Genomic DNA, 22,973 nt, shown 5'->3' with positions numbered 1-22,973 from the left:
AGTCCTTAGCCATCTCAGCCTTTTCAGGGAAGAGGGTCTTTATTTGGTATTTGTTGTTGAAAGATAAATTCAAATCAAGGGCGATGAGACATTCACTGTTATCGTTACGCCCGTGATTCTACGGAAATCGGTTTTACGCTCGTTAGCGATTTATCTAGTTCGTTTTTGGCTCAGGGTTATCTGATGCCGTTTGAACTTCAGTTTCTGTTGTTGCTTGTTGAATTTCTAATTGCTCGTTTGAGTGTAGTTCTTCTTCTGCTTGTTCTTTCATTTCTAGCTCAACTTGCGCTTGGCTTTCGGCTAACGCTTCTTGTTCTTCTGCGCGTGAAGATTTTGGCAGAACAAGGTTCAGCAGCACCGTCATGATAGTACCGGTAGTGATGCCAGAGTGAAGGAAATTGGCCAAATCGTGTGGCAAATGTTGAAGCAATCTTGGTTCGAAGGTGACGGCTAAGCCAGACGCTAAACCTACACAGATTACTAAGGCATTTCGCTTGGTGTCTGTGGCCTTGATCAACATGCGGATACCCGCGTAAGCAATCATCCCGAACATCACAAAGCCCACACCACCCAAAACAGGTTTCGGAATCGTGACGGCAATAGCGGCTAATTTCGGGAATAAACCACCTAAAATTAACAAACCACCGGTTGCAGCTACTACATAGCGACTTGCTACACCTGTGATACCCACAATACCGACGTTTTGGCTGAATGACGCCAGTGGCATCGCTGTTAAAATCGAAGACAAGGTACTACCAAGACCATCGCCTAGCAGTCCACGTTTTAGATCTTTACCGCTGACTTGGGTTTGGCAGTTGTTGCCAAGCGCCATGAAGTCACCGGTTGCTTCAGCGATAACCACGATGTACACCAAGCTCATACTGATGATGGCACTAGCAGAAAACGTAAAGCCATACTTAAATGGTTCTGGGCCACCGACCCAAGCAGCAGAGCTGATCTGCTCAAGATCGACCATGCCGAGTGACAGCGCCACAATGTAACCACCTGCTAGGCCAATCACGATAGCGGAGGCCGCAACCGCGCCTTTACAGTAAACCGATACGCCAATCACTATCCCCAAAGAGACCAGTGCGAGAAACAGTTTTGGTAGCGTGGCGAATTGTTCCGTGTTGGCAGGAGAATCGCCAACCCAGTTCATGGCAACCGGTAAAATGGTTAAGCCGATTAGGGTAACCACCACACCACTTACCACGGTCGGGAACAGCTTGCGAACCTTGTCCATATAGAAGCTGGCACCAATCACCACGAACGAGCCGATAAGCGCTGAGCCCATGATAGCGGCGACACCGCCTTCGTTGCCGATTGAAATGGCGACGCCCAAAAAGGCAAAGCTCGAACCCATCACCACGGGCAGTCGAATGCCAATAGGGCCAAAACCGAGACATTGAGCGACGGTCACAATACCTGACGCCAGCAGCGCAGCATTGATCAGCGAAACGATTTCGGTGTTAGGCAAGCCAATTGACGCGCCGACAATAAGGGGAACAGCGACGATGCCACCAATCGAGGCGAGCATGTGCTGTAATGCGAGTAGGAAGGTTAAGCCGTGAGGCGGTCTTTCATTTAGGGTGTACAGAAGTTTCATTTGATATTCCTCTGCCTGTGTTTCCGTTTACAGGCGATTGGCGGTCAAATAATGACTTCTACAAACTGCGTAGGGTCATAAAAAAGGTGCACTAACCGAGCGGATATTTGTGTGTTCCGCTGATTAGCACAATTAGCTTTTTCTTAAAAATGTTGTTCTAGCATGTGTCTTGATAGCTCGGCCTGCGAACAAGCCAAGCGATAGTTACGTTGGGTGATTAACCGATGAACACGAGCTTCGCGATGAAGATAGCCGCTAGGAAGTACATCGAAATTGATACGTCTTTTGTTTTACCTGTCGCCAGTTTTAGCACTGTGTAGGTAATGAAACCCAGTGCGATACCATTCGCGATAGAGAACGTCAGTGGCATCATTAACGCGGTAATGGCAGCAGGTGCACCGTTGGTGAAGTCTTTCCAATCAACGTGCTGCATGCTGCTCATCATAACGAACGCCACGTAAATCAACGCGCCAGAGGTTGCGTAAGCTGGGATCATCCCTGCAAGTGGAGATAGGAAAATCGCCGCTAAGAACAACACACCAACCACAATTGCCGATAGGCCTGTTCGTGCGCCTGCTGCAACGCCCGCTGCACTTTCTACGTAACTGGTTACTGGCGGACAACCCACACACGCACCTGCCACACTTGAGATACTGTCGGCTTTCAGCGCTTTGCTTAGGCCTTCAATTTTTCCTGTTTCAGGGTTAGTTAGGTTTGCACGCTCAGCCACGCCCATCAAAGTACCCGCGGTATCGAACATGTTTACAAAAAGGAAAGCCAAGATAACGCTGATCATCGAAACATCGAGAGCGCCCATAATGTCCATTTTTAGGAACGTAGGCGCTAAGCTTGGTGGCGCCGCGAAGAAGCCGTTGTAATGCACTAAGCCAAGCATCATACCGACGAGCGTTACACTCAAAATACCGATTAACACCGCACCAAATACTTTACGCTCACTAAGAACAGCGATGATAAGGAAAGCGATAGCGGCCAGTAGCGCTTCAGGTTTAGTGAAGTCACCTAGTGACACCAGTGTTGCTGGGTTTTCGACGACGATGCCTGCTGTTTTAAGACCAATTAGACCTAAGAACAAACCAACGCCCGCAGTCATGGAGTAACGTAAACTCACAGGGATACTTTCAATGATCCATTGGCGGACTTTGTAAAAGCTCATCCCGACGAACAAGATACCGGAGATAAACACCGCACCCAGTGCCACTTCCCAGCTGTAGCCCATTTCGCTTACTACTGTGAACGAGAAGAAGGCGTTCAAGCCCATGCCCGGCGCAAGTCCGACAGGCCAATTCGCAAATAGCCCCATTAACAAACAACCGATCGCAGCACCAATACAGGTCGCGACGAATACCGCGCCTGAATCCATGCCTGAAGCGGCCATGATTTGTGGGTTCACGAAGATGATGTAAGCCATGGTTGCGAAGGTAGTGACACCACCGACTAACTCATTTTTTACGCTACTTCCGTGGGCCTTAATTTTAAAAAACTTCTCTAAAATTCCGTTGTTCGCATCTTGGTTGAGTATTTCTGTTTTACTCTCACTCATGTCAGCAAGTCCTTTTATGTTGTGATCCATTTATTGAATACAGCGAGATTTCAATATTAAGTTTTAAGGTTTTTTCCTAGCCGTTATTTCTTTAGTTATCTGTTGTTTAGTCATCAACTTCTAACTAATAACGTTGTTAGTATTTTTATATGAGCGTGTTTAGTGGGTGCACACCTTTGGGGTGTACACGTGAATCTGTTTAATATTTGGTGATTGAGCCTAGTTCGAAGTTCTAGGTCACGGGACTAACTGCCCCGATAGGTTGAGAAACTGTAAGGCGAGACGAGAAGAGGAACGTGGTAGTGCGCGTCTGGATCATCTAGACCAAAGCGAATAACCACATCGTCTAGGAAAGGCACGCCATCCAATTCCACACCTTTGTTTTTGTAGTAGTCGGCTACATAGAATACCAATTGATATTTTCCCGGTCGGAATTCATTCCCAGCCAGAATCGGCGCATCGGTTCGGCCATCGGAGTTGGTGAGCACGGTCGCCAGCTTTTCTGTTGAGTCTTCGTTTACCTTATAAAGCTCTACCTTGATCTCTGCGCCAGGCAAGCCGTGTGTGGTGTCTAATACGTGTGTTGTTAATCTTCCCATAGTCCTTTAATAGCGCTTTTGGCGCTCCTCTGTTCCGTGGTTTATGTATCCATTTCGACCTTGCAAAAGAGTGCAACTGGTCACTTTGTTATCACTAACTATGTACGAACTGTACACAATTAGTAAAGCGAATTGTTGGAAAAATGTTAACTATTGTGTCTTTTTTTCTGGCTTTATAGATCCTGATTATCGTTTTTTGGTGAGGTTTTGATTTTTTAAGTTATTGTTTTTAAATTACAAAAGTAACAAAATTTAACTTGAATAACAAAATCTTTACATTGAGATAAATAATTGTATACAATAAATGTACAGGGGTAAGGTTACTCGGTTTTGAAATAACCAATAGCGGAATCACCAATAGAAGAATCATATTGATGAACCAGCTAAAGAGCGGCTAAGCCAACCACTTATGTTAGGAGTACTTGGATGAATAAGGATTATTCAAGAAATTTGATCGGTTACGGAGCTAACCCTCCCAACCCTCAATGGCCAGGTAATGCGCGCGTCGCGGTTTCTTTTGTATTGAACTATGAAGAGGGCGGTGAGCGTTGTTTGTTACATGGAGACGACGAGTCTGAAGCCTTTCTCTCAGAGATCCCGTCAGCACAGCCGATCAAAGGCGAACGTCACATCAGCATGGAATCCATCTATGAGTATGGTAGCCGTGTAGGTGTGTGGCGTGTTCTTCGCTTGTTCGATGAATATGAAATTCCACTGACTGTTTTTGCGGTCGCTATGGCAATTGAGCGTCACCCAGACGTAGCTAAAGCCATGGTAGAAGCAGGTCACGAAATCTGTAGTCACGGTTATCGCTGGATCGACTATCAATATATTGATGATTCTGAAGAGCGCGACCATATGACGAAAGCGATTGAGATTATCCAACAAGTGACGGGTCAGCGCCCACAAGGTTGGTACACAGGTCGAACAGGTCCAAATACGCGTCGCTTAGTCGCAGAAGAAGGCGGCTTTCTTTACGACTCGGATGCTTATGATGATGACCTGCCTTATTGGCACACCGAGACTGGTCATCCGCAATTGGTGATCCCTTACACACTCGATGTAAACGACATGCGTTTTTCAACCGCGCAAGGTTTCAACTCGGGTGAGCAGTTCTTCCAATATCTGAAAGACACGTTTGACACCCTTTATATGGAAGGCGAAATCGCACCGAAAATGATGTCGGTTGGGCTGCATTGTCGTCTGATTGGTCGCCCCGGTCGTATTGCTGCATTAAGACGCTTCTTAGATTACGTCAAAGAACACGACAGTGTGTGGTTATGTCGTCGAATCGATATCGCCAACCACTGGCACCAACATCATCCATATCAACCAAATAACGCTAATCATCAACAGCAAAAGTAGCAGTGAAGCAAGGAGGCTTAACGTGACTGAATTTCGATCATGCCAACCAACAACCATGGACCGCGATACCTTTGTCGCTCACTTTGCTGATGTCTACGAACACAGCCCGTGGGTTGCAGAAGTGGTGTATGACCAAGGTTTGAATGCCGAAGATGATCATATCGAGAATCTTCATCTAAAAATGGCATCAACCTTGTTAAATGCCGACCAAGGCAAACAGTTGGCTTTGATCAATGCTCACCCAGATTTAGCGGGCAGAGCAGCAGTAAACGGCGAACTCACCGAGTCGTCGACCAAAGAACAAGCGGGGGCGGGCATCGACCAGTGCAGCGCCGAAGAATTTGAAAAATTCACTTCTTACAACAACAGCTACAAAAGTCGCTTCAATTTCCCTTTTATCATGGCGGTGAAGGGAGCCAATCGTTACCAAATTCTTGAGTCGTTCGAGATGCGATTAGGAAATGATAGTGAAACTGAGTTTGCTACGGCGATTCAAGAGATCAACAAGATCGCGATGTTTCGTCTCTGGGATATGTAAGTTAACGGAGTTAACAGCTATCTCAGCCCAGTCTTAGTGCGTTAAAGGTTTGATTTGTAAAAACATAAGCCACTAAGTTCTCATTTTATTATTACTTGATTAATTTCATAGGATTACACGGACATGACCCATAAATTTGAACAGTACATAAACCTTGCAGACGAAAAACTCGGCGCAGAAGCTATCTTCGCAACCGACGATTTTTTCGCAGATAAAAGCCGTCTACTCAGCCACGCAGCGCCAGAGTGGAAAGACGACTTATATGACGACAACGGCAAGTGGATGGACGGCTGGGAAAGCAGACGCAAACGCGGCGAAGGTTACGACTACTGTGTCGTTCGCCTTGGCCTAGCTGGCACCATTGCTGGCGTTGATATTGATACCTCATTCTTCACAGGTAACTTCCCACCTTCGGCATCAATTGACGCGTGTTATTCACCACAAGGTGAGCCAACAGATTCAACAGAGTGGCAAGAGATTCTGCCTTCAATGGCACTACAAGGCGATCATCATCATCTTGAAGACATCGAAAGCGACCAAGTATTTACGCACCTACGTTTGAACATCTACCCAGATGGCGGTGTCGCACGCTTACGTGTTTATGGCCGACCAAGCGTGGATTGGGACGCAATAGACTCTCAGCAACAAGTTGACCTAGCAGCCGTTGAGCACGGTGGCCGAGCACTCGCATGTAGCGATGAACATTATGGCAACAAAGCCAACATCTTAGGCCCTGGGCGCGGTGAAAACATGGGTGATGGCTGGGAAACAGCACGTCGTCGTACACCGGGTAACGACTGGGTAATCGTGGCATTAGGCCACCCAGGTAATATCGAACGTATCGTTGTGGATACGGCACACTTCAAAGGTAACTACCCAGACAGCTGCTCAATTCAAGCGGCTTACGTGAAAGGTGGCACCGACGACCAAGTTGAAACACAAAGCCTATTCTGGCGTGAACTCTTGCCAGCACAAAAACTGCAAGCACATGAAATTCACGAATTCATTTCTGAGGTTAACGACCTTGGTGCGATTACCCACGTACGTGCAAACATATTCCCAGATGGTGGTATCAGCCGTTTGCGTCTGTTTGGTACGAAAGCGAAATAGGTAAGGAAATGAGTATGAGTAATGGAATACGTCGTTTATCTATCGAACCGTTAACCAAGCAGGCTTTTGCAGAGTTTGGCGATGTTATCGAGTCCGATAATAGTGATTTCTTCATGATCAATAGTGGATCAACACGTCGCTACCACAAGCTAGCGACAACGGATGTGCAAGACCAAGATGGAGAAGCGATCATCAGCATCTTCCAAGCCACACCGTTGAGCTACCCACTGACCATCAAAATGTTAGAGCGTCATCCACTTGGCTCTCAGGCATTCATTCCATTACTTGGTCAACCCTATTTAATTGTTGTTGCGCCAAAAGGCGACGATCCTACATTAGCCAATAGCCGAGCTTTCTTGAGCAACGGTCGTCAAGGAGTGAACTATCACAAAGGGGTGTGGCATCACCCAGTTCTCGCCCTCACCGATCAAGACCAGTTCTTGATCGTCGATAGAGGCGGCGAAGGGCACAACTGTGATGAAGTTTATTTCGACAGCGATCGAGTGGCGTTGCATTTGGACGATCTGCCAACGGACGACAATAAGGAAGAGCAACGCTTAGCTAAAGCGTTGTGATACAGGAGTTTATTATGGATCCGCATATTACAGAATGGTTGAATCTAGCAATACGCTGGGCTCACATGATTGTTGGTGTTGCGTGGATAGGCGCATCATTTTACTTTGTTTGGTTAGAGAACAACCTTAACCGAGTAAACCCAAAAACGGGCCTTTCAGGCGACTTATGGGCAATTCACGGCGGTGGTATTTATCACCTAGAGAAGTACAAACTTGCGCCACCAGAAATGCCAGAGCACCTGCACTGGTTCAAATGGGAAGCTTACTTCACGTGGATCACCGGTGTGTGTCTACTGGGTGTGGTTTACTACCTCAACGCTGAGATTTACCTGATTGCACCGGGCTCTGGTCTTGATTCAACAACGGCAATCGCGATTGGTATTGGTTCATTCGTTGCCGGTTGGTTTATCTACGACTTACTGTGTGACTCACCATTAGGTAAAACACCCGTACTGCTTGGCGTTGTGCTGTTTGTATTGCTCGTTGCTGCGACCTATGGTCTAACCCAAGTGTTCAGTGGTCGTGGTGCTTACATCCACGTTGGTGCGATCATTGGTACCATCATGGTGGGTAACGTATTCCGCGTTATCATGCCTGCACAGCGTAACTTGGTGAAAGCGATTGAAGAGAAGCGCGAACCGGATCCTGCACTGCCAGCGAAAGGCTTACTGCGTTCTCGTCACAACAACTACATGACACTGCCAGTGCTGTTCATCATGATCAGTAACCACTTCCCAAGCACTTATGGCTCGGAATACAACTGGCTGATTCTTGCAGGTCTAGCGATTTTCAGTATCTTGGTGCGTCACTACTTCAACACGCGTCATGGTAGCCAGAAGTTTGCATGGACAGTACCAGTAGCGGCATTGGGTATGATCACGCTCGCGTTTGTTACCTCGCCTTATGCGAAAAAGCAGATGACTCCAGTTGTACAGGCACCAGTCGTTCAAGAAGTGCAAGTAAGCGCGACTGAATCGACGGTAGAAGAGGCTGCTTCAATCGATACTGCTTCAACTACAACTGATGCTCTAGCTTTACCAGCAGACCACGCAGCTCAAACCGCTAGCGCAGGAGTCAGCTTTGAAACCATCAACAAGGTCATTCAAGAGCGCTGTTCTGTGTGTCACTCTTCAACCCCGAGCCACGCTGCTTTTGCTGCTGCGCCAGCCGGTGTGATGTTTGATACCCCAGAAGAGATCAAAGCCAACGTCCCAAGAATTGTTGCTCAAACCGTAACAACCAAGGTGATGCCGCTCGGTAACATGACTCAAATGACCGACGAAGAACGCGCACTGATCGGCACTTGGGTAGAGCAAGGCGCTACGCTTCAATAATGATGTGAATCCTTCACCTAAGAGCATGAGTCTTAGGTGAGGCTTGGGGAGAGTTTGGTTTCGGGCACGCACCAAACTCATCCCACCCTGTTTCCCCGGTTCCTATAACCGGGGCTTTTTGTTTTTGGACAGATAAAAGTAGGTACATCATTTAGTCCGATTATAGATGGATTTTTCAGTAAGAACGCTCTGTAAGCTTCTGTTATTTTTGATTTAAAAGAGTTGTTTTAAACTTTAGGAATTCTGTGTAACACTTCATTTGTTGAGTACGTCCAGCTGTAATTAGGGAATTATGAACAAAGAAACTGAAAAAATACTAAATGATTTGAAACTGTCTATTGATGAAGCTGCGAGGCACAGAGAAATATGGTGGGAACTAGGTGTTTCTGAAAATAGGACAAAATTTAAAAAGGAGTTCGAGTCAGAGGAGTATAATTATTATCTACATGCGTCATACGAAGCACATAGTTTGGCTATGCTATTGGCTTTGGGACGAATTTTCGATAACGACAGTAGATCTTCAAGTATTCGAAGCTTAAAAGATAATTTAACAGCTAATGGGCACACTAGAATAGTAGATATAATCTCTCAAAGTCTCCACTCGTATTCTACTTCAGTACAGAAAGTACTAGATATTCGGAGTAAAATTATTGCTCATACAGATATGAGGTATGATGACAGATCTGTACTAAGGGATAATTCATTGAGTCCGGATGAGATTAAGGATCTAATCTTTGCAGTTAGAGAGACTTATTATGTCGTATTGCGTCACTTTTTTTTGAATACTAAGCAGCATCCAGATGGATCGTTTGGTGAGTCTGCGATTAAAGTGTTAACTAAGCTACAAGCTTGAGAAGCCTTTTTTGAGATGTATTTTAAATGTGTAGTTTGCTTTGCAATGCTTACTATTATTGGTGAAGCCGTGAGTTTGGACTCGTGACACTGACCAACTCAGGCATTTTAAGTTAATTTCTTTCTCGATTATCTAGCGAATATTGCTTTTGCGTTATTCAAGCATATGAATTTAGTTCTATATTTAGCACTTGATGTGAATACCTACCCATGGCACTTTTAGTCCAAATTGACTTTAGTTAGGACAAAAAATGGAAGACTTGATAGTCGCGTATTTTAGAGCATTGAGCTCATTCTTTAGGTATCTGTTTCAGTCGATCTTGATTGAGTTCATTGGTTACGGAGCTGGCTGGATAGTCTGTAAAGTATTCACACTAGGGCGCTTCCCCCCATTGATTCCAACTGAAAAAGAGCGAACCAGAATCTCTTATATCGGAGCTATTAGCATTGTGTTACTTCTGTTAGCAATTGGTGTCTTCAATAGTTTGTGATTCGGAGTGAGGATATATGAAATTTTACCCCGCGGAGCAATACCAAGCGGCTTGCTACGAGCTGTTTATCCGATACGAACGTGAAATCAAAAAGCTAATCCCTAACGCGAGAGTTGAGCATGTAGGCGCATCTTCTATTCCATCTGCAGTATCTAAAGGCGACTTGGATATATTCGTCGGTATTGAATCGAGTGAACTTGAGTACGCCATTGAACAACTCACAACACTCGGCTTCAATGAGAAACTCGATACCTTAAGAACGCCGGAACTGTGCATGTTGGAGTCTACATCAGGACATGACGTGGCCTTGCAAGTAGTTGCCAATGGTTCTGAGTTCGAATGTTTTCTAAGGTTTCGTGACAAGCTACGTGCGGATCCGGAATTAGTGGAGCAATACAACACCCTCAAAATGTCTTGTGAAGATTGGTCGCAAGAAGAGTACCGTGAAAAGAAGTCGGCTTTTATCGAGCATGTGTTGGCTTTGAAATAACAACAAGTTTCGATTGGATATTATTCATCCAAATCCTAACTTTTTGTGCTGTTTTTACTTTCCTCTTACACTCTTTTCAAATATCGAACCTAGTATCAAATTTCTCTTTGTTATACAGGCAAGTATCTCATTATGAAGAACTTCTTTGATAGCGAACTCATGCTCTCTAGCTCTTTGAATTTCGTTTTGCTATCGCTTGGGCTAACGCTCCTTTTTCATCTTCCGATTTGGTGTGGGTTCAACTTGAGCCGACGAAAATGGAAGCTCATGGATTATTTATGGCCGTTCTTGGCGGGTATCGGGATGCTGGGTGCGGTGTCTGAGATTCGTGCGAAAGTAGCGGGCGATTGGGTTGAAACCGAACAAACCAGAGCGGTGGCGATTTTAGAATCGGTTCAGCAGTTTTCTTTGGATAAGCTGCGAAGTGATACCTGCACAGGTCAACCATCTTTGGATAATCACGCTCAGCACCACGAAGCGTGTTTGTGGTATTTGAATACGGCAATCACTTTCAAAGATGTCGATTTCACCTTGCTACCGAATGCATCGGATTTTACGGTTCCTGCGCCGAGCGTGTCGTTGGTTGAAAGCGACGCCGTGTGGGTGGACGGTATGCTGAGTCAATATGAGAAGCAGAAAAACCAATACATAAAAACCAGAGAAGTACAGGTGAAGCAGCCACTAGAAAGTCTCTTCTGGTATGTGAGTCCTTACTTAGTCTGTTTCGCAATAGCTCTGCGCCTTACTAAAGTGACGGCAGAGCTTAAACTGGATAAGTGCGTAGACAATTAACTCGACATAGACAGCGCGAACGACAGCAAGATAGGCAAGGTAACCACACTTAGGAAGTTGCCGAACAACACCATAGACGCGACTTTAGGCGGCTCGACATTGAACCGTTCAGCGAACAGGTAGTTCATCACGGCAGGTGGCAGCATGGTGAACAGCACCATCATTTGTAGGTGCAGCGTTGGCAGCGGGATAAAGAAGTAGATGATGGCGAAGGCGATGGCACCAGTAAACAGCGATTGAGCCGTACACAGCAAGCCAACTTTGAGTCCGCTTAGCTTCAAGTTCACCATTTGCGAACCCAACGACAACAGCATAATTGGGACAGCAGCTTGTCCAAGCAGTGAAGTGGCTTCGTAGATTGGATTCCATACTGCAATGCCAGATAGGTTGAGCGTCATCGCTAATGCTGCGGCTAAGAATATCGGCATCTTGAGGATCTGTTTGATCGGATTACCTTCGCTTAGTAGCGCTAAACCGACACTAATGTGCACGCATGCCGATACCACAAACAGCAATACCGCAGGGGCTAATGCACTCTCACCAAAGGTATAGGTGAACAGGGGAATGGCCAGGTTGCCACTGTTGCGGAACATATGTGGCGGCGCCCAAGCTTTGAAGTTGAGCTTAAAGATCTTACAGATTGGTATCATCAATAAAGCGGGCACCAACACCGCGACCAAAGAGGCGGTGATGAGTGGCAGTTGTTCGGTGTCGAGAGGCATGGTGGTCAGCGAGGCAAACACTAGCGCAGGAATACACACATCCATGTTGATGCGATTGATCGGTTTGAAATCGGGCTTGAGCCAACGACCCACCGCAAAGCCAGCACTGGCTAAAGCAAAAACGGGAAACAGAATGCTGACGACCTGTTCGAACATAGAATTCCTTTCTAGATTGAGTGCTTCCATTTAGCTGAGAAACGAATGTTTTAGAGAGACGCTAAAGTGAAGTATGAAGTCGATATGTATAAACATTAACCTATCAATATAATGACTTGGCGTCACCGAAGATCGTTGTTTGTGAACGGTTAATTTATATTTCTTTGAATGAAGCACAAAAAAGACCAGTGGCATCAGCAACTGGTCTTTCAAGGCTAGATAAATCTGGACGGATTTTTAATTAACGACGGCTGTCGCTGTCTAGCGATTGTTACTCGGTTTTCAGTCTAGCTAACGAGCTTTTGATAATCTTTGAAATTCACATCGTAGGCTTTCTCGCCGTAGATGTAAGTCTCGCTGACGGTTCTGTCGTCACCCAGGCTCATCAATACAAATAGCTTCTCTTCAAGCTTGGTCGCTTGTTCCATTCTAAAGCGCATCAATTGTGTGGCGTGTAAGTCCAACACCACGAAATCGGCTTCTTTTCCTACTTCCAAGTTGCCAATCTTGTCTTCTAAATGCAGCGAACGAGCTCCGCCTAGTGTTGCCAAGAATAGCGACTTAGCCGGGTGTAGCTTCTTATGCTGTAACTGCATGATCTTGTATGCTTCACTCATGGTTTGCAGAATCGAGAAGCTGGTGCCTGCGCCAACATCAGTACCGACGCCGACACGAATGCCGTGTTCTTCCATCTCTGGTAATCGGAATAGGCCAGAGCCTAAGAATAAGTTCGAAGTTGGGCAAAAGGCGATGGCAGATTCAGTATCAGCAAGGCGTTTACATTCGCAATCTGATAGGTGAATACCATGAGCAAATACCGAACGTTTGTGAAGTAGTCCGTAATGGTCATAGACATCTAGGTAACTGTCACGCTCTGGGAACAGCGATCTCACCCACTCGATCTCTTTCTCGTTTTCAGAAAGGTGAGTGTGCATGTACACGTCTGGGTATTCTTCTAGCAGTTTACCCACGGTTGCAAGTTGCTCTGGTGTGCTGGTTGGCGCAAAACGAGGTGTCACCGCGTAAAGCAAACGGCCGCGGTTATGCCATTTCTCGATCAGTTCCTTGGAGTCTGCGTAGCCAGATTCCGGTGTGTCAGTGAGGTAATCAGGCGCATTGCGATCCATCAAGACCTTACCCGCAATCATTCGTAGATTACGCTTCTCAGCTTCTTCAAAGAATACGTTGACGGACTCTTTGTGTACCGTGCCAAATACCAGTGCCGTGGTGGTGCCGTTGCTTGCCAATTCGTCTAGAAATAGCTTCGCCACTTTGTGTGCGTAGACTGGGTTTTTGAAGCGCTTTTCTTCTGGGAAGGTGTAGTTCTCTAACCAATCAAGAAGTTGCTCACCGTAAGACGCGATCATCCCTGTTTGAGGGTAGTGGATGTGCGTATCAATAAAGCCAGAGGTGATCAGCTTGTCTTTGTATTCTTTTACTTCGAGTGTTTTAGGTTGGCGAGCTAATACCTCGTCGGCATGCCCTAGGTCGACGACATGGCCGCTCTCAACCACTAAAACACCGTCTTCAAAATAGTCGTAAGACTCATCGATACCGACGTCTTTTGGGTCGGCGACGCTGTGTAAAATGCTGGCGCGATAAGCTTTGCGTTGCGTTGTCATGTTTACTTCCTTTTAATGACTTCAGCGACGTTATGGTCACTGAAGCTTTGCGACTTTTATTAGGCGATCTTCTCTTCCAATGGTGGTTCGCCTACGTCGCTTGGTTGACTGTGTTGATCGGTCAAATCCTGATTTCGATATTGTTTGGTTGGGCGCTTTTGTTCAAGTGCTTGCCCTTGATAGTGTGCGATCAGTTCACCTGCAACCGATACTGCAATTTCCGCAGGATGTTTGCCATTCACCGCACTAATGCCAATCGGGCAAAGCATAGTTTCTATCTGTTCTTGGCTGTAACCACGTTGCTCTAAGCGGAAATCGAACTTCTTGCGCTTAGTGAGTGACCCAATCATGCCAAAGTAACGGCTGTCTGCACGGTCGATAATCGCTTTAGTTAAATCGAAATCGAGCTGGTGGTTGTGGGTCATCACTAGGTAATAGCTGTTCGGTGGCATGTGTTTCACTTCGCCAACCGGATCATCTGAAACAAGCTTCTTCACACCGTGTGGTAGCGTTTCAGGGAATACTTCTTCGCGTTCATCAATCCAGGTAACACGGAAGGGCAGGGTCGCGACAATGTGCAGCAGTGCCTTGGCAACGTGGCCAGCGCCAAACAGCACGAGGTGGTTCTGCTGAGTGCCAATCGGTTCAAAGCTTAGTGTTGCCATTCCGCCACAACACTGGCCTAAACGAGCACCGAGGTTGAAGCGTTCCACTTTGAGTGATTTCTCGCTGGCAATCAGCATCTCACGCGCCATTTTAGTGGCCACATGTTCAAGGTGACCACCACCAATCGTAGCGATGATTCGGTCACGAGTGACAAGCATCTTGGTGCCCGCATCACGTGGCACTGAGCCTCTGTCTTCAAGCACTGTCACCATGACACATGGTTCGTAGCTCTCTTCCAGCTTTGCCAGTTCGTGAATCCAATTATCCTTAAACATATGTCCTCCTAAATCCCTTTTTATGCTTCTCAAGCTAAACGATCGATATGAGCCCTAAGCCGTTTCTGATTGAGCATCGACCGAAGTCGGAGCCGTTTCAGTGACTTCCTGAATCGCCATCAGAATACGTTCTGGCGTTGCAGGTGTGTTGAGCTTAGGAATCGCGCCATCGACGGCGACATAGCTAATGGCGTCTTTCAGTGCGCTCCATACCGACATACCCAACATGAAAGGCGGTTCACCCACGGCTTTCGAGTTGAAGACGGTGTCTTCTGGGTTGTTACGGTTTTCTAAAAGGTGCGTTCTGAAATCAATTGGCATATCAGCAATCGCAGGGATCTTGTAACTTGCAGGGCCATTGGTCATCAAGCGGCCTTGCTGGTTCCACACCAACTCTTCCGTTGTTAACCAACCGACACCTTGTACAAAGCCACCTTCGACTTGGCCGATATCAATCGCCGGGTTCAATGAAGCGCCTACGTCATGCAGAATATCGACACGCAGAATCTTGTTCTCGCCAGTCAGGGTATCGATGATGACTTCTGAACAAGAAGCACCATAGGCGTAGTAGTAGAACGGACGACCACGCGCCTTCTCGTGATCGTAATAGATCTTCGGAGTGCGATAGAAGCCAGTGCTTGATAGCGAGATTTGGTTGAACCAAGCCAGTTCAACAAATGAGTTGAAGGTCATGATCTCATCGCGGATCTGCACCATGCCGTTTTTAAACACCACTTCTTCAGGCCACACTTTGAAGTGCGAAGAAGCGAAGTCGATCAGGCGCTGCTTAATGGTTATTGCGGCGTTTTGCGCGGCCTTACCGTTGAGGTCGGCGCCCGATGAGGCTGCGGTTGGTGATGTGTTCGGAACTTTGTCTGTGTTTGTAGCGGTGATCTGGATACGTTCGACATCGACTTGGAACTCCTGTGCAACGATTTGTGCCACTTTGATGTTCAAGCCTTGCCCCATTTCCGTACCACCGTGATTCAAATGAATACTGCCATCGGTGTAGATATGGATGAGCGCACCTGCTTGGTTCAAGAAAGTCGCAGTAAACGAGATGCCGAATTTCACGGGTGTGATAGCAAGGCCTTTCTTCAAGATAGGGCTTTGCTTGTTGAACTCAGCGATTTCTTTACGACGTGCGTGATAGTCACTGCTGCGTTCAAGCTGTTCGGTTATCTCAGGTAAAAAGTTGTCTTCAACGGTTTGGTAGTAATGGGTTACGTTACGGCCTTCTTCGCCGTAGTAGTTCGCCTTACGTACTTCCAAAGGATCTTTTTTCAGGTAACGCGCAATCTCGTCCATGATGTGCTCGATGGTCATCATGCCTTGCGGGCCACCAAAGCCACGATAAGCGGTATTCGACGCTGTGTTGGTTTTGCATCGGTGACCGACCACAGTTGCATCACCTAGGTAATAGGCGTTGTCTGAGTGGAACATTGCGCGGTCTACGATAGAACTTGATAAGTCTGGTGAGTAACCACAGTTACCTGCAACGGTAATGTCGGCACCTTGTATCACACCATTGTCGTCAAAACCGACCGTGTATTGATTGTAGAACGGGTGGCGTTTACCGGTTTGCTGCATGTCTTCGTTACGCAGCAGACGCATTTTGGTAGGTCGGCCTGTAAGGTGGGCAATAACCGCAGCCATACACGCTGGAGAGGCCGCTTGAGTCTCTTTACCACCGAAACCACCACCCATACGACGCATATCAATCACGACTTTGTGCATCGGTACGCCAATCACTTCCGCAACCAGTTTTTGAACTTCAGTCGGGTTTTGGGTCGAGGTGTACACGATCATGCCGCCGTCTTCGGTTGGCATTACGCTACTGATTTGAGTTTCTAGGTAGAAGTGTTCTTGTCCGCCGATCTCTAGGTCACCAGAGATCACGTGTTTCGCTTTTGCCAGTGCGGCTTTCGAGTCACCACGTTGTTGAGTGTGGCTTTCTGTTACGAAGTGTTCTTTCTCTAGCGCTTCTTTTACATCAAGAATCGCAGGCAGCTCTTCATATTCAATGATTGCAGCGTGTGCGGCTTTGCGTGCCGTTTCTAAATCGTTAGCTGCCACGGCAATCACAGGTTGGCCGTAATATTCGACTTTGCCGTCGGCAAGCAGTGGGTCACCTGGAAGAATCGCACCGATATCCAGCTCACCCGGTACGTCTTTTGCTTGAATGGCAATCGCCACGCCTTCGAATTCGTAACACGGTGATAGGTCTATTTTGGTGATGTTAGCGTGCGCTTGCGTGCTCAGGCGTGCGTATACATGCAGCTGATTTGGGAACTCTAGGCGGTCATCAATGTATACCGCTTCGCCCGTGACTTGCTTGGCTGCACTGTCGTGTTTAACGCTTTTACCTACGCCAGTTTTTAGGTCTTGTTTTGCAATGGTAACCATCTCTTCGTGGGTCATCGCATTGCTCTTGTGAACAGAGGAATTTGATTTAGACATAAGACGTTACCCTTGTTTCGATTTGGTTGTTTTTGTTCTGTTGTTCAATGAAGTAACGACGCAACATATTTGCTGCCGACAATGAACGGTATTCTTGGCTTGCACGGAAATCAGATAGCGGCTCAAAGTCGTTATACAGTTCCTGCATCGCTAACTTAATATTAGCGTCTGTCCACGGTTTGCCTAATAACGTATTTTCACAACGAGTTGCACGCTTAGGCGTTGCTGCCATACCGCCGAAAGCGATACGAGCGTAAGAAACCTTGCCATCTTCAATTTGAATATCAAACGCGCCACACACCGCAGAGATGTCGTCGTCTAAACGTTTCGACACTTTGTAAGCTCGGAAGCTGTCGTTGGTTGGCTTAGGAATGATGATCTGTTCAATGAATTCACTCTCTTTTTGCGCCGTCACTTTGTAGCTGATGAAGTAATCTTCAATCGGCATCGTGCGTGACTCGTCTCCGCAGCGAAGTTTGATTTTCGCGTCGAGAGCAATCAGCAGAGGAGGGGTGTCACCGATAGGCGAGGCATTCGCCACATTACCGCCGATGGTGCCTTGATTGCGTACTTGCAGTGAAGCAAAGCGATGCAACAGTTCACCAAAATCTGGGTAGTGCTTTTTCAGTAGTGCGTAAGAGTCACTGATAGGCAGGTTAGCACCAATGATTAAATCGGTGTCGGTCTCTTCACATACCTTCATATCTTCAACAAGGTTTACGCTGATCAGCGTTTCAATCTCGCGATGGAATTGCGTCACTTCCAGTGCTAAATCCGTGCCGCCAGCAACTAGTTTCGCGTTCGGATGTGCTTGAAACAGCTTGGCCAGCTCATCAGTGCTTTTTGGGGAAAAAGCGGTGAGGTGACCAAGGCGTAAGTTGGCCTCGGTGTCTTGAATACCTTCTAGCTTCTTGATGGTGTTGCGTTCAAGTTCAGCAAATTGGTCGATCAAAGGTTGGTCTGTTGAAAGCGACATCGCAGCATCAACAATTGGTCGGTAGCCTGTACAGCGACATAGGTTACCCGCCAGTGATTCCATGACGTCTTCTTTGCTCGCATCGGGTTTGTTCTTGCCTAGTGCAAACATCGACATGATGAAGCCCGGCGTGCAGTAACCACATTGTGAACCGTGAAAATCAACTACTGCCTTCTGCACTGGGTGCAATGAGCGATCTCGATTTTGCAGATCTTCTACTGTGATCAGTTGCTTGCCATGCAGCGCTGAAACGAACGTCAGGCAAGAGTTCACCGAGCGGTATTGCAGTTGTCCATCAATCACTTCACCGAGAACTACCGTACATGCACCACAGTCACCCGACCCACAACCTTCTTTGGTACCCGTTTTATTAACCTTGGTACGAAGGTAGTTGAGCACTGTCATATTTGGCGACAGATTATCTTCACGTCTTATTTCCTGATTGAGCAAAAAAGTAATCAAGAGACCTCCTTGTAAATCGACATATTTCCATGTGTATTCTTTTTGACTTCTAGGTCAATAATTATCCATTCTGACCCTGTGGTCAACTATTTATTTACAAAAATGCAACAAATAGTCTTTTGTAGGGATTGTGTACAATTTTATTTTAACTTTAGTTGCTTGTTTTATAAGGGGTTGAATTAAAAGCGAACAGTTTTATGATGTGAATGAATTGATAGCTATGTATACAAGATAAAGGAGGGGTTTATGGCACTGTTGGAAGTGATTCTATAGAGGCTAAGATCGTTGTTGAGGGCAGAATAGACAGTATTTTTAGATGGATGTGAGTCGATCGTCGTATTTGTTTTTAGAGGAGAGGGCATAAAAAAGAGAAGTAAACACTAAGGCTTACTTCTCTCCAATTTTGTTAACGAAAAGCTGTTAACAAAAAGTTGTTAACAAAAAGTTGTTAACAAAAAGCTGTTAACAAAAAGCTGTTAGCGGATGGTTATTAATCGCTTGTTGAATCGTCTATGACTTGCTCTTTAGCAGATCTGAGAACACGACATGCAGATCACTAGAAGCTGTGCTGCTGTCTAGGTTGAGCTTCGAACGAATATGGCTTAGGTGTTCTTGCATCAATTCTACAGCTTGTTGTTCGTTGCCTGACTCTATCGCATCCAGTAAGCCTGAGTGTTCGTCTAGAGAACAGTTCGAGTGATTGCCCGTTTCGTACTGAGCGATCAGCAGTGAGGTTTGCGATACCAAGCTGCGTTGGAAAGCCAACAGTGGTGCGTTTTCGGCCATTTCGGCCAGTTTGATGTGGAATTCACCAGACAAGCGTAAGCCGGAGCCGTAGTCACCTTGGTCGAAAGCACAGTTCTCTTTCGCGACTAATTTTCTGCATTCTTCTATTTGAGCTTTGGTTGCGTTTTTCACCGCCAGCTCAGTGATAGCAATTTCCATCACCTCACGTGCTTTAAAGATTTGTTTGGCTTCGTCAACCGTTGGGGCTGCAATCACGGCTCCTCGGTTAGGACGGATCACCACAACTTGTTCTAAAGAAAGACGCAGTAAGGCACGGCGGATAATGGTGCGGCTAACGCTAAAGATTTCTGCTAACGCTTCTTCGCTTAATTTGGTGGCTGGTGGCAGCCTTTGTTCTAGTATCGCGTCGAAGATATGGCAGTAAACAACATCGTCTTGAGTCTGGCCTGTTACTTTCGTTTTTACACCTTTGGAGACAGAGTTTTTGAGAACTGTCATAGAGATAAGGACCCTTGTTTAGTCGAGTTGGGTTGGTCGAGAATAATTCATGAGTATTACTCTATATTGTATACATTTATCTATACAATGCCACCGGATGAAAGTGCGATGCACGCTTATTTGTTAATGACTTATAACATTTTGTTTGCAGGGAACTGTGTGCAATCTTTAGCTTTAAGCCATTTTTAATCCAACTAAACTCGATTATCACCGCAGCTGTAGGCAACGATCTGGCTGATTTCGCTCAGGCTACGACCTGACTGTTGCTGCCATTCGTTGAAGGCTTTACCCGCTGCCAGTTGTGCTCGCTTGGTGTTACGACCGCTATCCATCACATCGGTGCTGCGTAGGTGTGCTTCAACATCTGATGACAAGATGAAGGTGTCTTTACCCATTTGGCGCAGAGTGTAGGCACCAGTATTACCACCTAATCGCTTGCCGTGTTTCTTCAGATAATCCCAAAGTTCAGTGATACGTTCTGATGGCCATTCGGCAACCATTTGCGAGAATGAATCGGCTTCACGCTTGGCATTGTGGATCATGGTGGCATTGGCTGGGATGGTCATCACCTTAGTAAGGTGACGAATAATGCGCGGGTCTTGCGCTTTCTGTTCCCACATTTCATTCGGCAGCATCAGCATTTTTTCGATATTGAATTCAAAGAACACTTCTTCAAATTGCGGCCACTTCTTTCTCACCACATTCCATGAAATACCACATTGGAATACCTTTTCGGTAAAGGCGGCTAGCCAACGATCGTCGGTGATTTTCGATAACTCGGCTTGGGAAAGGGGCGCACGAACAATCTTTTCGAGCTCGGCTGCTCCGCCTTTGCGGTGAGCTGCTCGTTGATAAATAGTGTCGAATTTTTCTTGGGTCATTGGAGGTTCCAAATTACATCTGTGTATCTTGAGTGTGTAGCTAATGCTTAATGATATGGGGTCAAATTTGGCAATTAAAACAAGTCTGTTAACTAAAACCAGTCTGACAATTAAAACAAACTAGCTGAGCTTTAATTCCATTTGATACAGGGGCCACGTTTTGCCATTGAACTCTTTCACGCTCGGCTCTTTGTCGACCACCTGAAAGCCGGCTTTGTCGTAGCAGCGTTTTGCGCCGTGGTTTTGTTTAAATACGGCCAAGGTGATGGTGGTGACATCCGGTATTTGTTTTGCCGCTTCCAAAGCTGTTTCAAGCATCGATTGTCCTAACCCTTTACCTCGTTGGTTTGGGTGAATCGCGACTCGGCAAAAGCGAAGCTCACTGTCTGACATACGCTGAAACTCCATAAAGCCAAGTAAGTCATTACTTTTGGTGTCTGAGTTCGGTTCAGGTAATGAATGAGTTTCAGAGAAGGTATACAGCTCAACCTGTGGTTTTTGAGAACGTTCGACGATTGAGGCTGCTTCCAATGGCCAACCAAATGTTCGTCCGCCCCACAGCACATAGTCTTCTAGGGATGTAAACCAAGTGACGATCTCTTCGGCGTCGGATGCTTTAAAGCGGTTTATTTCCATATCCTTCTCTCTTCCTTATTGCCTGCTTCTTTTTCTAAGCCGTTAAACTTCCGAGCCCAATTGCTCAAGAAAACCACGCATGTAGTCGGTGCGCTTGTTGGCTTCTAACTTGGCGGATTCTGTATTCATGGTTTCAGCGAGCTTGAACAGCTTCACGTAGAAATGGTCGACGCTGTAATGCTTGTCATCCAAGTCACGATGTTCCGCGAACGGATCTTCGTGGTTATAGAGCTCTGCGTTAAAACTCTGACCCACATACAGGCAGCGCGCAATGCCAATTGCGCCGAGAGAATCTAGGCGATCGGCATCTTGGACGATTTGAGCTTCTAACGTTTCAGGTGTGATGTTGGCGCTGTAGCTGTGCGTGACAATGGCATGATGGATCTCATCAAGATAGGGCGCGGGATAGTCGATAGATTTGAGATAAGAGATGGCTTTGTCTGCTGCCATTTGTGAGCTTTGAGCGCGGTCTGGGTGGTTCTTTGGAAAGGTGAAGCAATCATGAAGGTAAGCGGCGGGCAGCACGACTTCAAGCTTAGCTTGTTCTTGAGTACATAAAGCCTTGGCGGTTTTGACTACGCGCTTAATATGGCTGATATCGTGCGCTGCATCTTGTGTCATTTCTTGCTGTGCAAACTCAAGCAGTTGGTCTTCAAACTTTTCCTTCACGCGTCTCTGTCTCCATATTTAGACGTTAGCAATCTTGCTGATTACTTAGCATTTATCCCAAATCGACTTTAACAGTTTCAAGCGCGAGTTTTTATCTTTTATAAAAAGTATATCAACAAAAAAACCGACTCTGTGAGTCGGCTTAATAGAGGGGCTTGTCTACGTTGATAAAAGCATTATCAACGGCAGTCAGAGCTTAAGCTGCAGCTTGTTGAAGCTGTGCTAGCACATCATGCAGAGAAGGGCTGATGGTGTGTCCAAGCGCTTTCACTTCGTCACATGGCTCTACTAAATCAGGGATCTGGAAGCTGATCATGTTGGCTGCCATAGAAGCGCGAATTCCGTTGTTCGAATCTTCGAACGCTAGGCAGGTTTCAGGCGCAACACCTAGGCGTTCAGCCGCCAGCAAGTAAATCTCTGGGTGAGGCTTGCCGTGAGTCACTTCGCAGCCTGTGCTTAATGAAGTGAAGTACGAATCTAGGCCAGCCAGCTCAAGCTTCTTCTTTGCGATATCAAGCTGAGTGGAGGTCGCCACCGCGATTGGAATGTCATTCGATTTTAGCCATTCAAGCAGCTCAATCACGCCATCTTTTACTGGGATTGCTTGGTTTTTAACAATTGCACTGTAGCGCGTGCGCCATTCATTATTCAGCGCTGGGTAATCTAACCCTTCACCGTAACCATTTCGAAAAATCTGTTCGATGGTTTTTGCGTTACAACCAATGATGCCTAGGTAGACATCTTGCAAAAACGGAACACCTTGCGCGTGACATGCTTCTTCAAAAACCTGCATACAAAGTCGCTCGGTGTCGAGCAGCAGCCCATCCATATCAAAAATAGCAGCTTGAAAATTCATATCCGTGGTTCTTAATGTGTTGTCATCGTGAGGG

General features: G+C 46.4%; 22 protein-coding genes. 9 read left to right on the top strand and 13 right to left on the bottom strand.

The features are described 5' to 3' along the window. Positions 1-154: 154 nt before the first annotated feature. The 3 genes from ACED41_RS10535 to uraH all read right to left on the bottom strand — a co-directional run bounded on the left by ACED41_RS10535 (position 155) and on the right by uraH (position 3,766). Entirely contained in the window at positions 155-1,606 is a 1,452-nt protein-coding gene (locus ACED41_RS10535; RefSeq protein WP_371724935.1) for a nucleobase:cation symporter-2 family protein, read from the bottom strand. A 217-nt stretch (positions 1,607-1,823) separates the two neighbouring features. Further along, positions 1,824-3,167 (bottom strand): NCS2 family permease, encoded by a 1,344-nt coding sequence (locus ACED41_RS10530; RefSeq protein WP_048611821.1) that lies wholly within the window; start codon positions 3,165-3,167, stop codon positions 1,824-1,826. A 245-nt stretch (positions 3,168-3,412) separates the two neighbouring features. After that, positions 3,413-3,766, bottom strand: a complete 354-nt coding sequence (uraH, locus tag ACED41_RS10525) for a hydroxyisourate hydrolase (protein ID WP_017071967.1) — start codon at positions 3,764-3,766, stop codon at positions 3,413-3,415. A gap of 426 nt (positions 3,767-4,192) precedes the next feature. Here uraH and puuE point away from each other — a divergent pair, with 426 nt between their 5' ends. The 9 genes from puuE to ACED41_RS10480 all read left to right on the top strand — a co-directional run bounded on the left by puuE (position 4,193) and on the right by ACED41_RS10480 (position 11,313). Continuing rightward, the gene (gene puuE, locus ACED41_RS10520) at positions 4,193-5,131 is read left to right on the top strand and encodes an allantoinase PuuE (RefSeq protein WP_371724934.1); all 939 of its coding nucleotides are present in this window, start codon (positions 4,193-4,195) and stop codon (positions 5,129-5,131) included. 22 nt (positions 5,132-5,153) lie between these two features. Beyond that, positions 5,154-5,669 (top strand): 2-oxo-4-hydroxy-4-carboxy-5-ureidoimidazoline decarboxylase, encoded by a 516-nt coding sequence (uraD, locus tag ACED41_RS10515; RefSeq protein ID WP_371724933.1) that lies wholly within the window; start codon positions 5,154-5,156, stop codon positions 5,667-5,669. A gap of 123 nt (positions 5,670-5,792) precedes the next feature. Further along, a complete protein-coding gene (gene alc / locus ACED41_RS10510; protein WP_017069066.1) occupies positions 5,793-6,779 on the top strand; it encodes an allantoicase in 987 nt (328 codons plus the stop codon). A gap of 14 nt (positions 6,780-6,793) precedes the next feature. Beyond that, on the top strand, positions 6,794-7,354 hold the full coding sequence (locus tag ACED41_RS10505) for an ureidoglycolate lyase (protein ID WP_004732859.1): 561 nt from the start codon (positions 6,794-6,796) through the stop codon (positions 7,352-7,354). A 14-nt stretch (positions 7,355-7,368) separates the two neighbouring features. Then, positions 7,369-8,688: a urate hydroxylase PuuD gene (locus ACED41_RS10500; protein WP_102463055.1), complete on the top strand. Its 1,320-nt coding sequence runs from the start codon at positions 7,369-7,371 to the stop codon at positions 8,686-8,688. A 292-nt stretch (positions 8,689-8,980) separates the two neighbouring features. Continuing rightward, positions 8,981-9,541 (top strand): hypothetical protein, encoded by a 561-nt coding sequence (locus tag ACED41_RS10495; protein WP_017071670.1) that lies wholly within the window; start codon positions 8,981-8,983, stop codon positions 9,539-9,541. A gap of 250 nt (positions 9,542-9,791) precedes the next feature. Beyond that, the gene (locus ACED41_RS10490) at positions 9,792-10,031 is read left to right on the top strand and encodes a hypothetical protein (protein ID WP_017086627.1); all 240 of its coding nucleotides are present in this window, start codon (positions 9,792-9,794) and stop codon (positions 10,029-10,031) included. A 16-nt stretch (positions 10,032-10,047) separates the two neighbouring features. After that, the gene (locus ACED41_RS10485) at positions 10,048-10,521 is read left to right on the top strand and encodes a GrpB family protein (RefSeq protein WP_017071669.1); all 474 of its coding nucleotides are present in this window, start codon (positions 10,048-10,050) and stop codon (positions 10,519-10,521) included. 267 nt (positions 10,522-10,788) lie between these two features. Beyond that, on the top strand, positions 10,789-11,313 hold the full coding sequence (locus ACED41_RS10480; RefSeq protein WP_371724932.1) for a hypothetical protein: 525 nt from the start codon (positions 10,789-10,791) through the stop codon (positions 11,311-11,313). Here ACED41_RS10480 and ACED41_RS10475 read toward each other — a convergent pair. From ACED41_RS10475 to ACED41_RS10430, 10 genes are all read right to left on the bottom strand, one after another. After that, positions 11,310-12,191: an AEC family transporter gene (locus ACED41_RS10475; protein WP_004732869.1), complete on the bottom strand. Its 882-nt coding sequence runs from the start codon at positions 12,189-12,191 to the stop codon at positions 11,310-11,312. The two genes, ACED41_RS10480 and ACED41_RS10475, sit on opposite strands and share 4 nt — an antisense overlap. Before the next feature lie 287 nt (positions 12,192-12,478). Next, on the bottom strand, positions 12,479-13,813 hold the full coding sequence (gene guaD, locus ACED41_RS10470) for a guanine deaminase (protein ID WP_371724931.1): 1,335 nt from the start codon (positions 13,811-13,813) through the stop codon (positions 12,479-12,481). Between the two features lie 59 nt (positions 13,814-13,872). Further along, positions 13,873-14,754 (bottom strand): xanthine dehydrogenase accessory protein XdhC, encoded by an 882-nt coding sequence (gene xdhC, locus ACED41_RS10465; protein ID WP_371724930.1) that lies wholly within the window; start codon positions 14,752-14,754, stop codon positions 13,873-13,875. 54 nt (positions 14,755-14,808) lie between these two features. Beyond that, complete coding sequence (gene xdhB / locus ACED41_RS10460; protein WP_371724929.1) at positions 14,809-17,214, bottom strand: xanthine dehydrogenase molybdopterin binding subunit; 2,406 nt, start codon at positions 17,212-17,214, stop codon at positions 14,809-14,811. Further along, positions 17,207-18,652, bottom strand: coding sequence for a xanthine dehydrogenase small subunit (xdhA, locus tag ACED41_RS10455; RefSeq protein ID WP_076647232.1), 1,446 nt, complete (start codon positions 18,650-18,652; stop codon positions 17,207-17,209). Before xdhA ends, xdhB begins: the two co-directional genes overlap by 8 nt. Positions 18,653-19,162: 510 nt before the next feature. Then, complete coding sequence (locus tag ACED41_RS10450; protein ID WP_017061609.1) at positions 19,163-19,897, bottom strand: GntR family transcriptional regulator; 735 nt, start codon at positions 19,895-19,897, stop codon at positions 19,163-19,165. Positions 19,898-20,091: 194 nt separating this feature from the next. Further along, on the bottom strand, positions 20,092-20,778 hold the full coding sequence (locus ACED41_RS10445; RefSeq protein WP_371705478.1) for a DNA-3-methyladenine glycosylase I: 687 nt from the start codon (positions 20,776-20,778) through the stop codon (positions 20,092-20,094). Positions 20,779-20,898: 120 nt separating this feature from the next. Beyond that, positions 20,899-21,414, bottom strand: coding sequence for a GNAT family N-acetyltransferase (locus ACED41_RS10440; protein ID WP_371724928.1), 516 nt, complete (start codon positions 21,412-21,414; stop codon positions 20,899-20,901). Between the two features lie 42 nt (positions 21,415-21,456). Then, positions 21,457-22,083, bottom strand: a complete 627-nt coding sequence (locus ACED41_RS10435; protein WP_371724927.1) for an HD domain-containing protein — start codon at positions 22,081-22,083, stop codon at positions 21,457-21,459. Between the two features lie 196 nt (positions 22,084-22,279). Next, the gene (locus ACED41_RS10430) at positions 22,280-22,939 is read right to left on the bottom strand and encodes an HAD family phosphatase (protein ID WP_017069081.1); all 660 of its coding nucleotides are present in this window, start codon (positions 22,937-22,939) and stop codon (positions 22,280-22,282) included. Positions 22,940-22,973: the final 34 nt, after the last annotated feature.

It is taken from the genome of Vibrio sp. 1F255 (assembly GCF_041439145.1).
In the GTDB taxonomy this organism is placed as follows: Bacteria; Pseudomonadota; Gammaproteobacteria; order Enterobacterales; family Vibrionaceae; genus Vibrio; species Vibrio crassostreae_C.
This window is presented reverse-complemented; position numbering and strand designations above follow the sequence as displayed.

Bases quoted from the DNA above. Each gene is read 5' to 3' on its own strand.
- ACED41_RS10535 (WP_371724935.1), bottom strand. From the start codon at position 1,606: ATGAAACTTCTGTACACCCTAAATGAAAGACCGCCTCACGGCTTAACC.
- ACED41_RS10530 (WP_048611821.1), bottom strand. From the start codon at position 3,167: ATGAGTGAGAGTAAAACAGAAATACTCAACCAAGATGCGAACAACGGA.
- uraH (WP_017071967.1), bottom strand. From the start codon at position 3,766: ATGGGAAGATTAACAACACACGTATTAGACACCACACACGGCTTGCCT.
- puuE (WP_371724934.1), top strand. From the start codon at position 4,193: ATGAATAAGGATTATTCAAGAAATTTGATCGGTTACGGAGCTAACCCT.
- alc (WP_017069066.1), top strand. From the start codon at position 5,793: ATGACCCATAAATTTGAACAGTACATAAACCTTGCAGACGAAAAACTC.
- ACED41_RS10505 (WP_004732859.1), top strand. From the start codon at position 6,794: ATGAGTAATGGAATACGTCGTTTATCTATCGAACCGTTAACCAAGCAG.
- ACED41_RS10500 (WP_102463055.1), top strand. From the start codon at position 7,369: ATGGATCCGCATATTACAGAATGGTTGAATCTAGCAATACGCTGGGCT.
- ACED41_RS10495 (WP_017071670.1), top strand. From the start codon at position 8,981: ATGAACAAAGAAACTGAAAAAATACTAAATGATTTGAAACTGTCTATT.
- ACED41_RS10490 (WP_017086627.1), top strand. From the start codon at position 9,792: ATGGAAGACTTGATAGTCGCGTATTTTAGAGCATTGAGCTCATTCTTT.
- ACED41_RS10485 (WP_017071669.1), top strand. From the start codon at position 10,048: ATGAAATTTTACCCCGCGGAGCAATACCAAGCGGCTTGCTACGAGCTG.
- ACED41_RS10480 (WP_371724932.1), top strand. From the start codon at position 10,789: ATGGATTATTTATGGCCGTTCTTGGCGGGTATCGGGATGCTGGGTGCG.
- ACED41_RS10475 (WP_004732869.1), bottom strand. From the start codon at position 12,191: ATGTTCGAACAGGTCGTCAGCATTCTGTTTCCCGTTTTTGCTTTAGCC.
- guaD (WP_371724931.1), bottom strand. From the start codon at position 13,813: ATGACAACGCAACGCAAAGCTTATCGCGCCAGCATTTTACACAGCGTC.
- xdhC (WP_371724930.1), bottom strand. From the start codon at position 14,754: ATGTTTAAGGATAATTGGATTCACGAACTGGCAAAGCTGGAAGAGAGC.
- xdhB (WP_371724929.1), bottom strand. From the start codon at position 17,214: ATGTCTAAATCAAATTCCTCTGTTCACAAGAGCAATGCGATGACCCAC.
- ACED41_RS10450 (WP_017061609.1), bottom strand. From the start codon at position 19,897: ATGACAGTTCTCAAAAACTCTGTCTCCAAAGGTGTAAAAACGAAAGTA.
- ACED41_RS10445 (WP_371705478.1), bottom strand. From the start codon at position 20,778: ATGACCCAAGAAAAATTCGACACTATTTATCAACGAGCAGCTCACCGC.
- ACED41_RS10440 (WP_371724928.1), bottom strand. From the start codon at position 21,414: ATGGAAATAAACCGCTTTAAAGCATCCGACGCCGAAGAGATCGTCACT.
- ACED41_RS10430 (WP_017069081.1), bottom strand. From the start codon at position 22,939: ATGAATTTTCAAGCTGCTATTTTTGATATGGATGGGCTGCTGCTCGAC.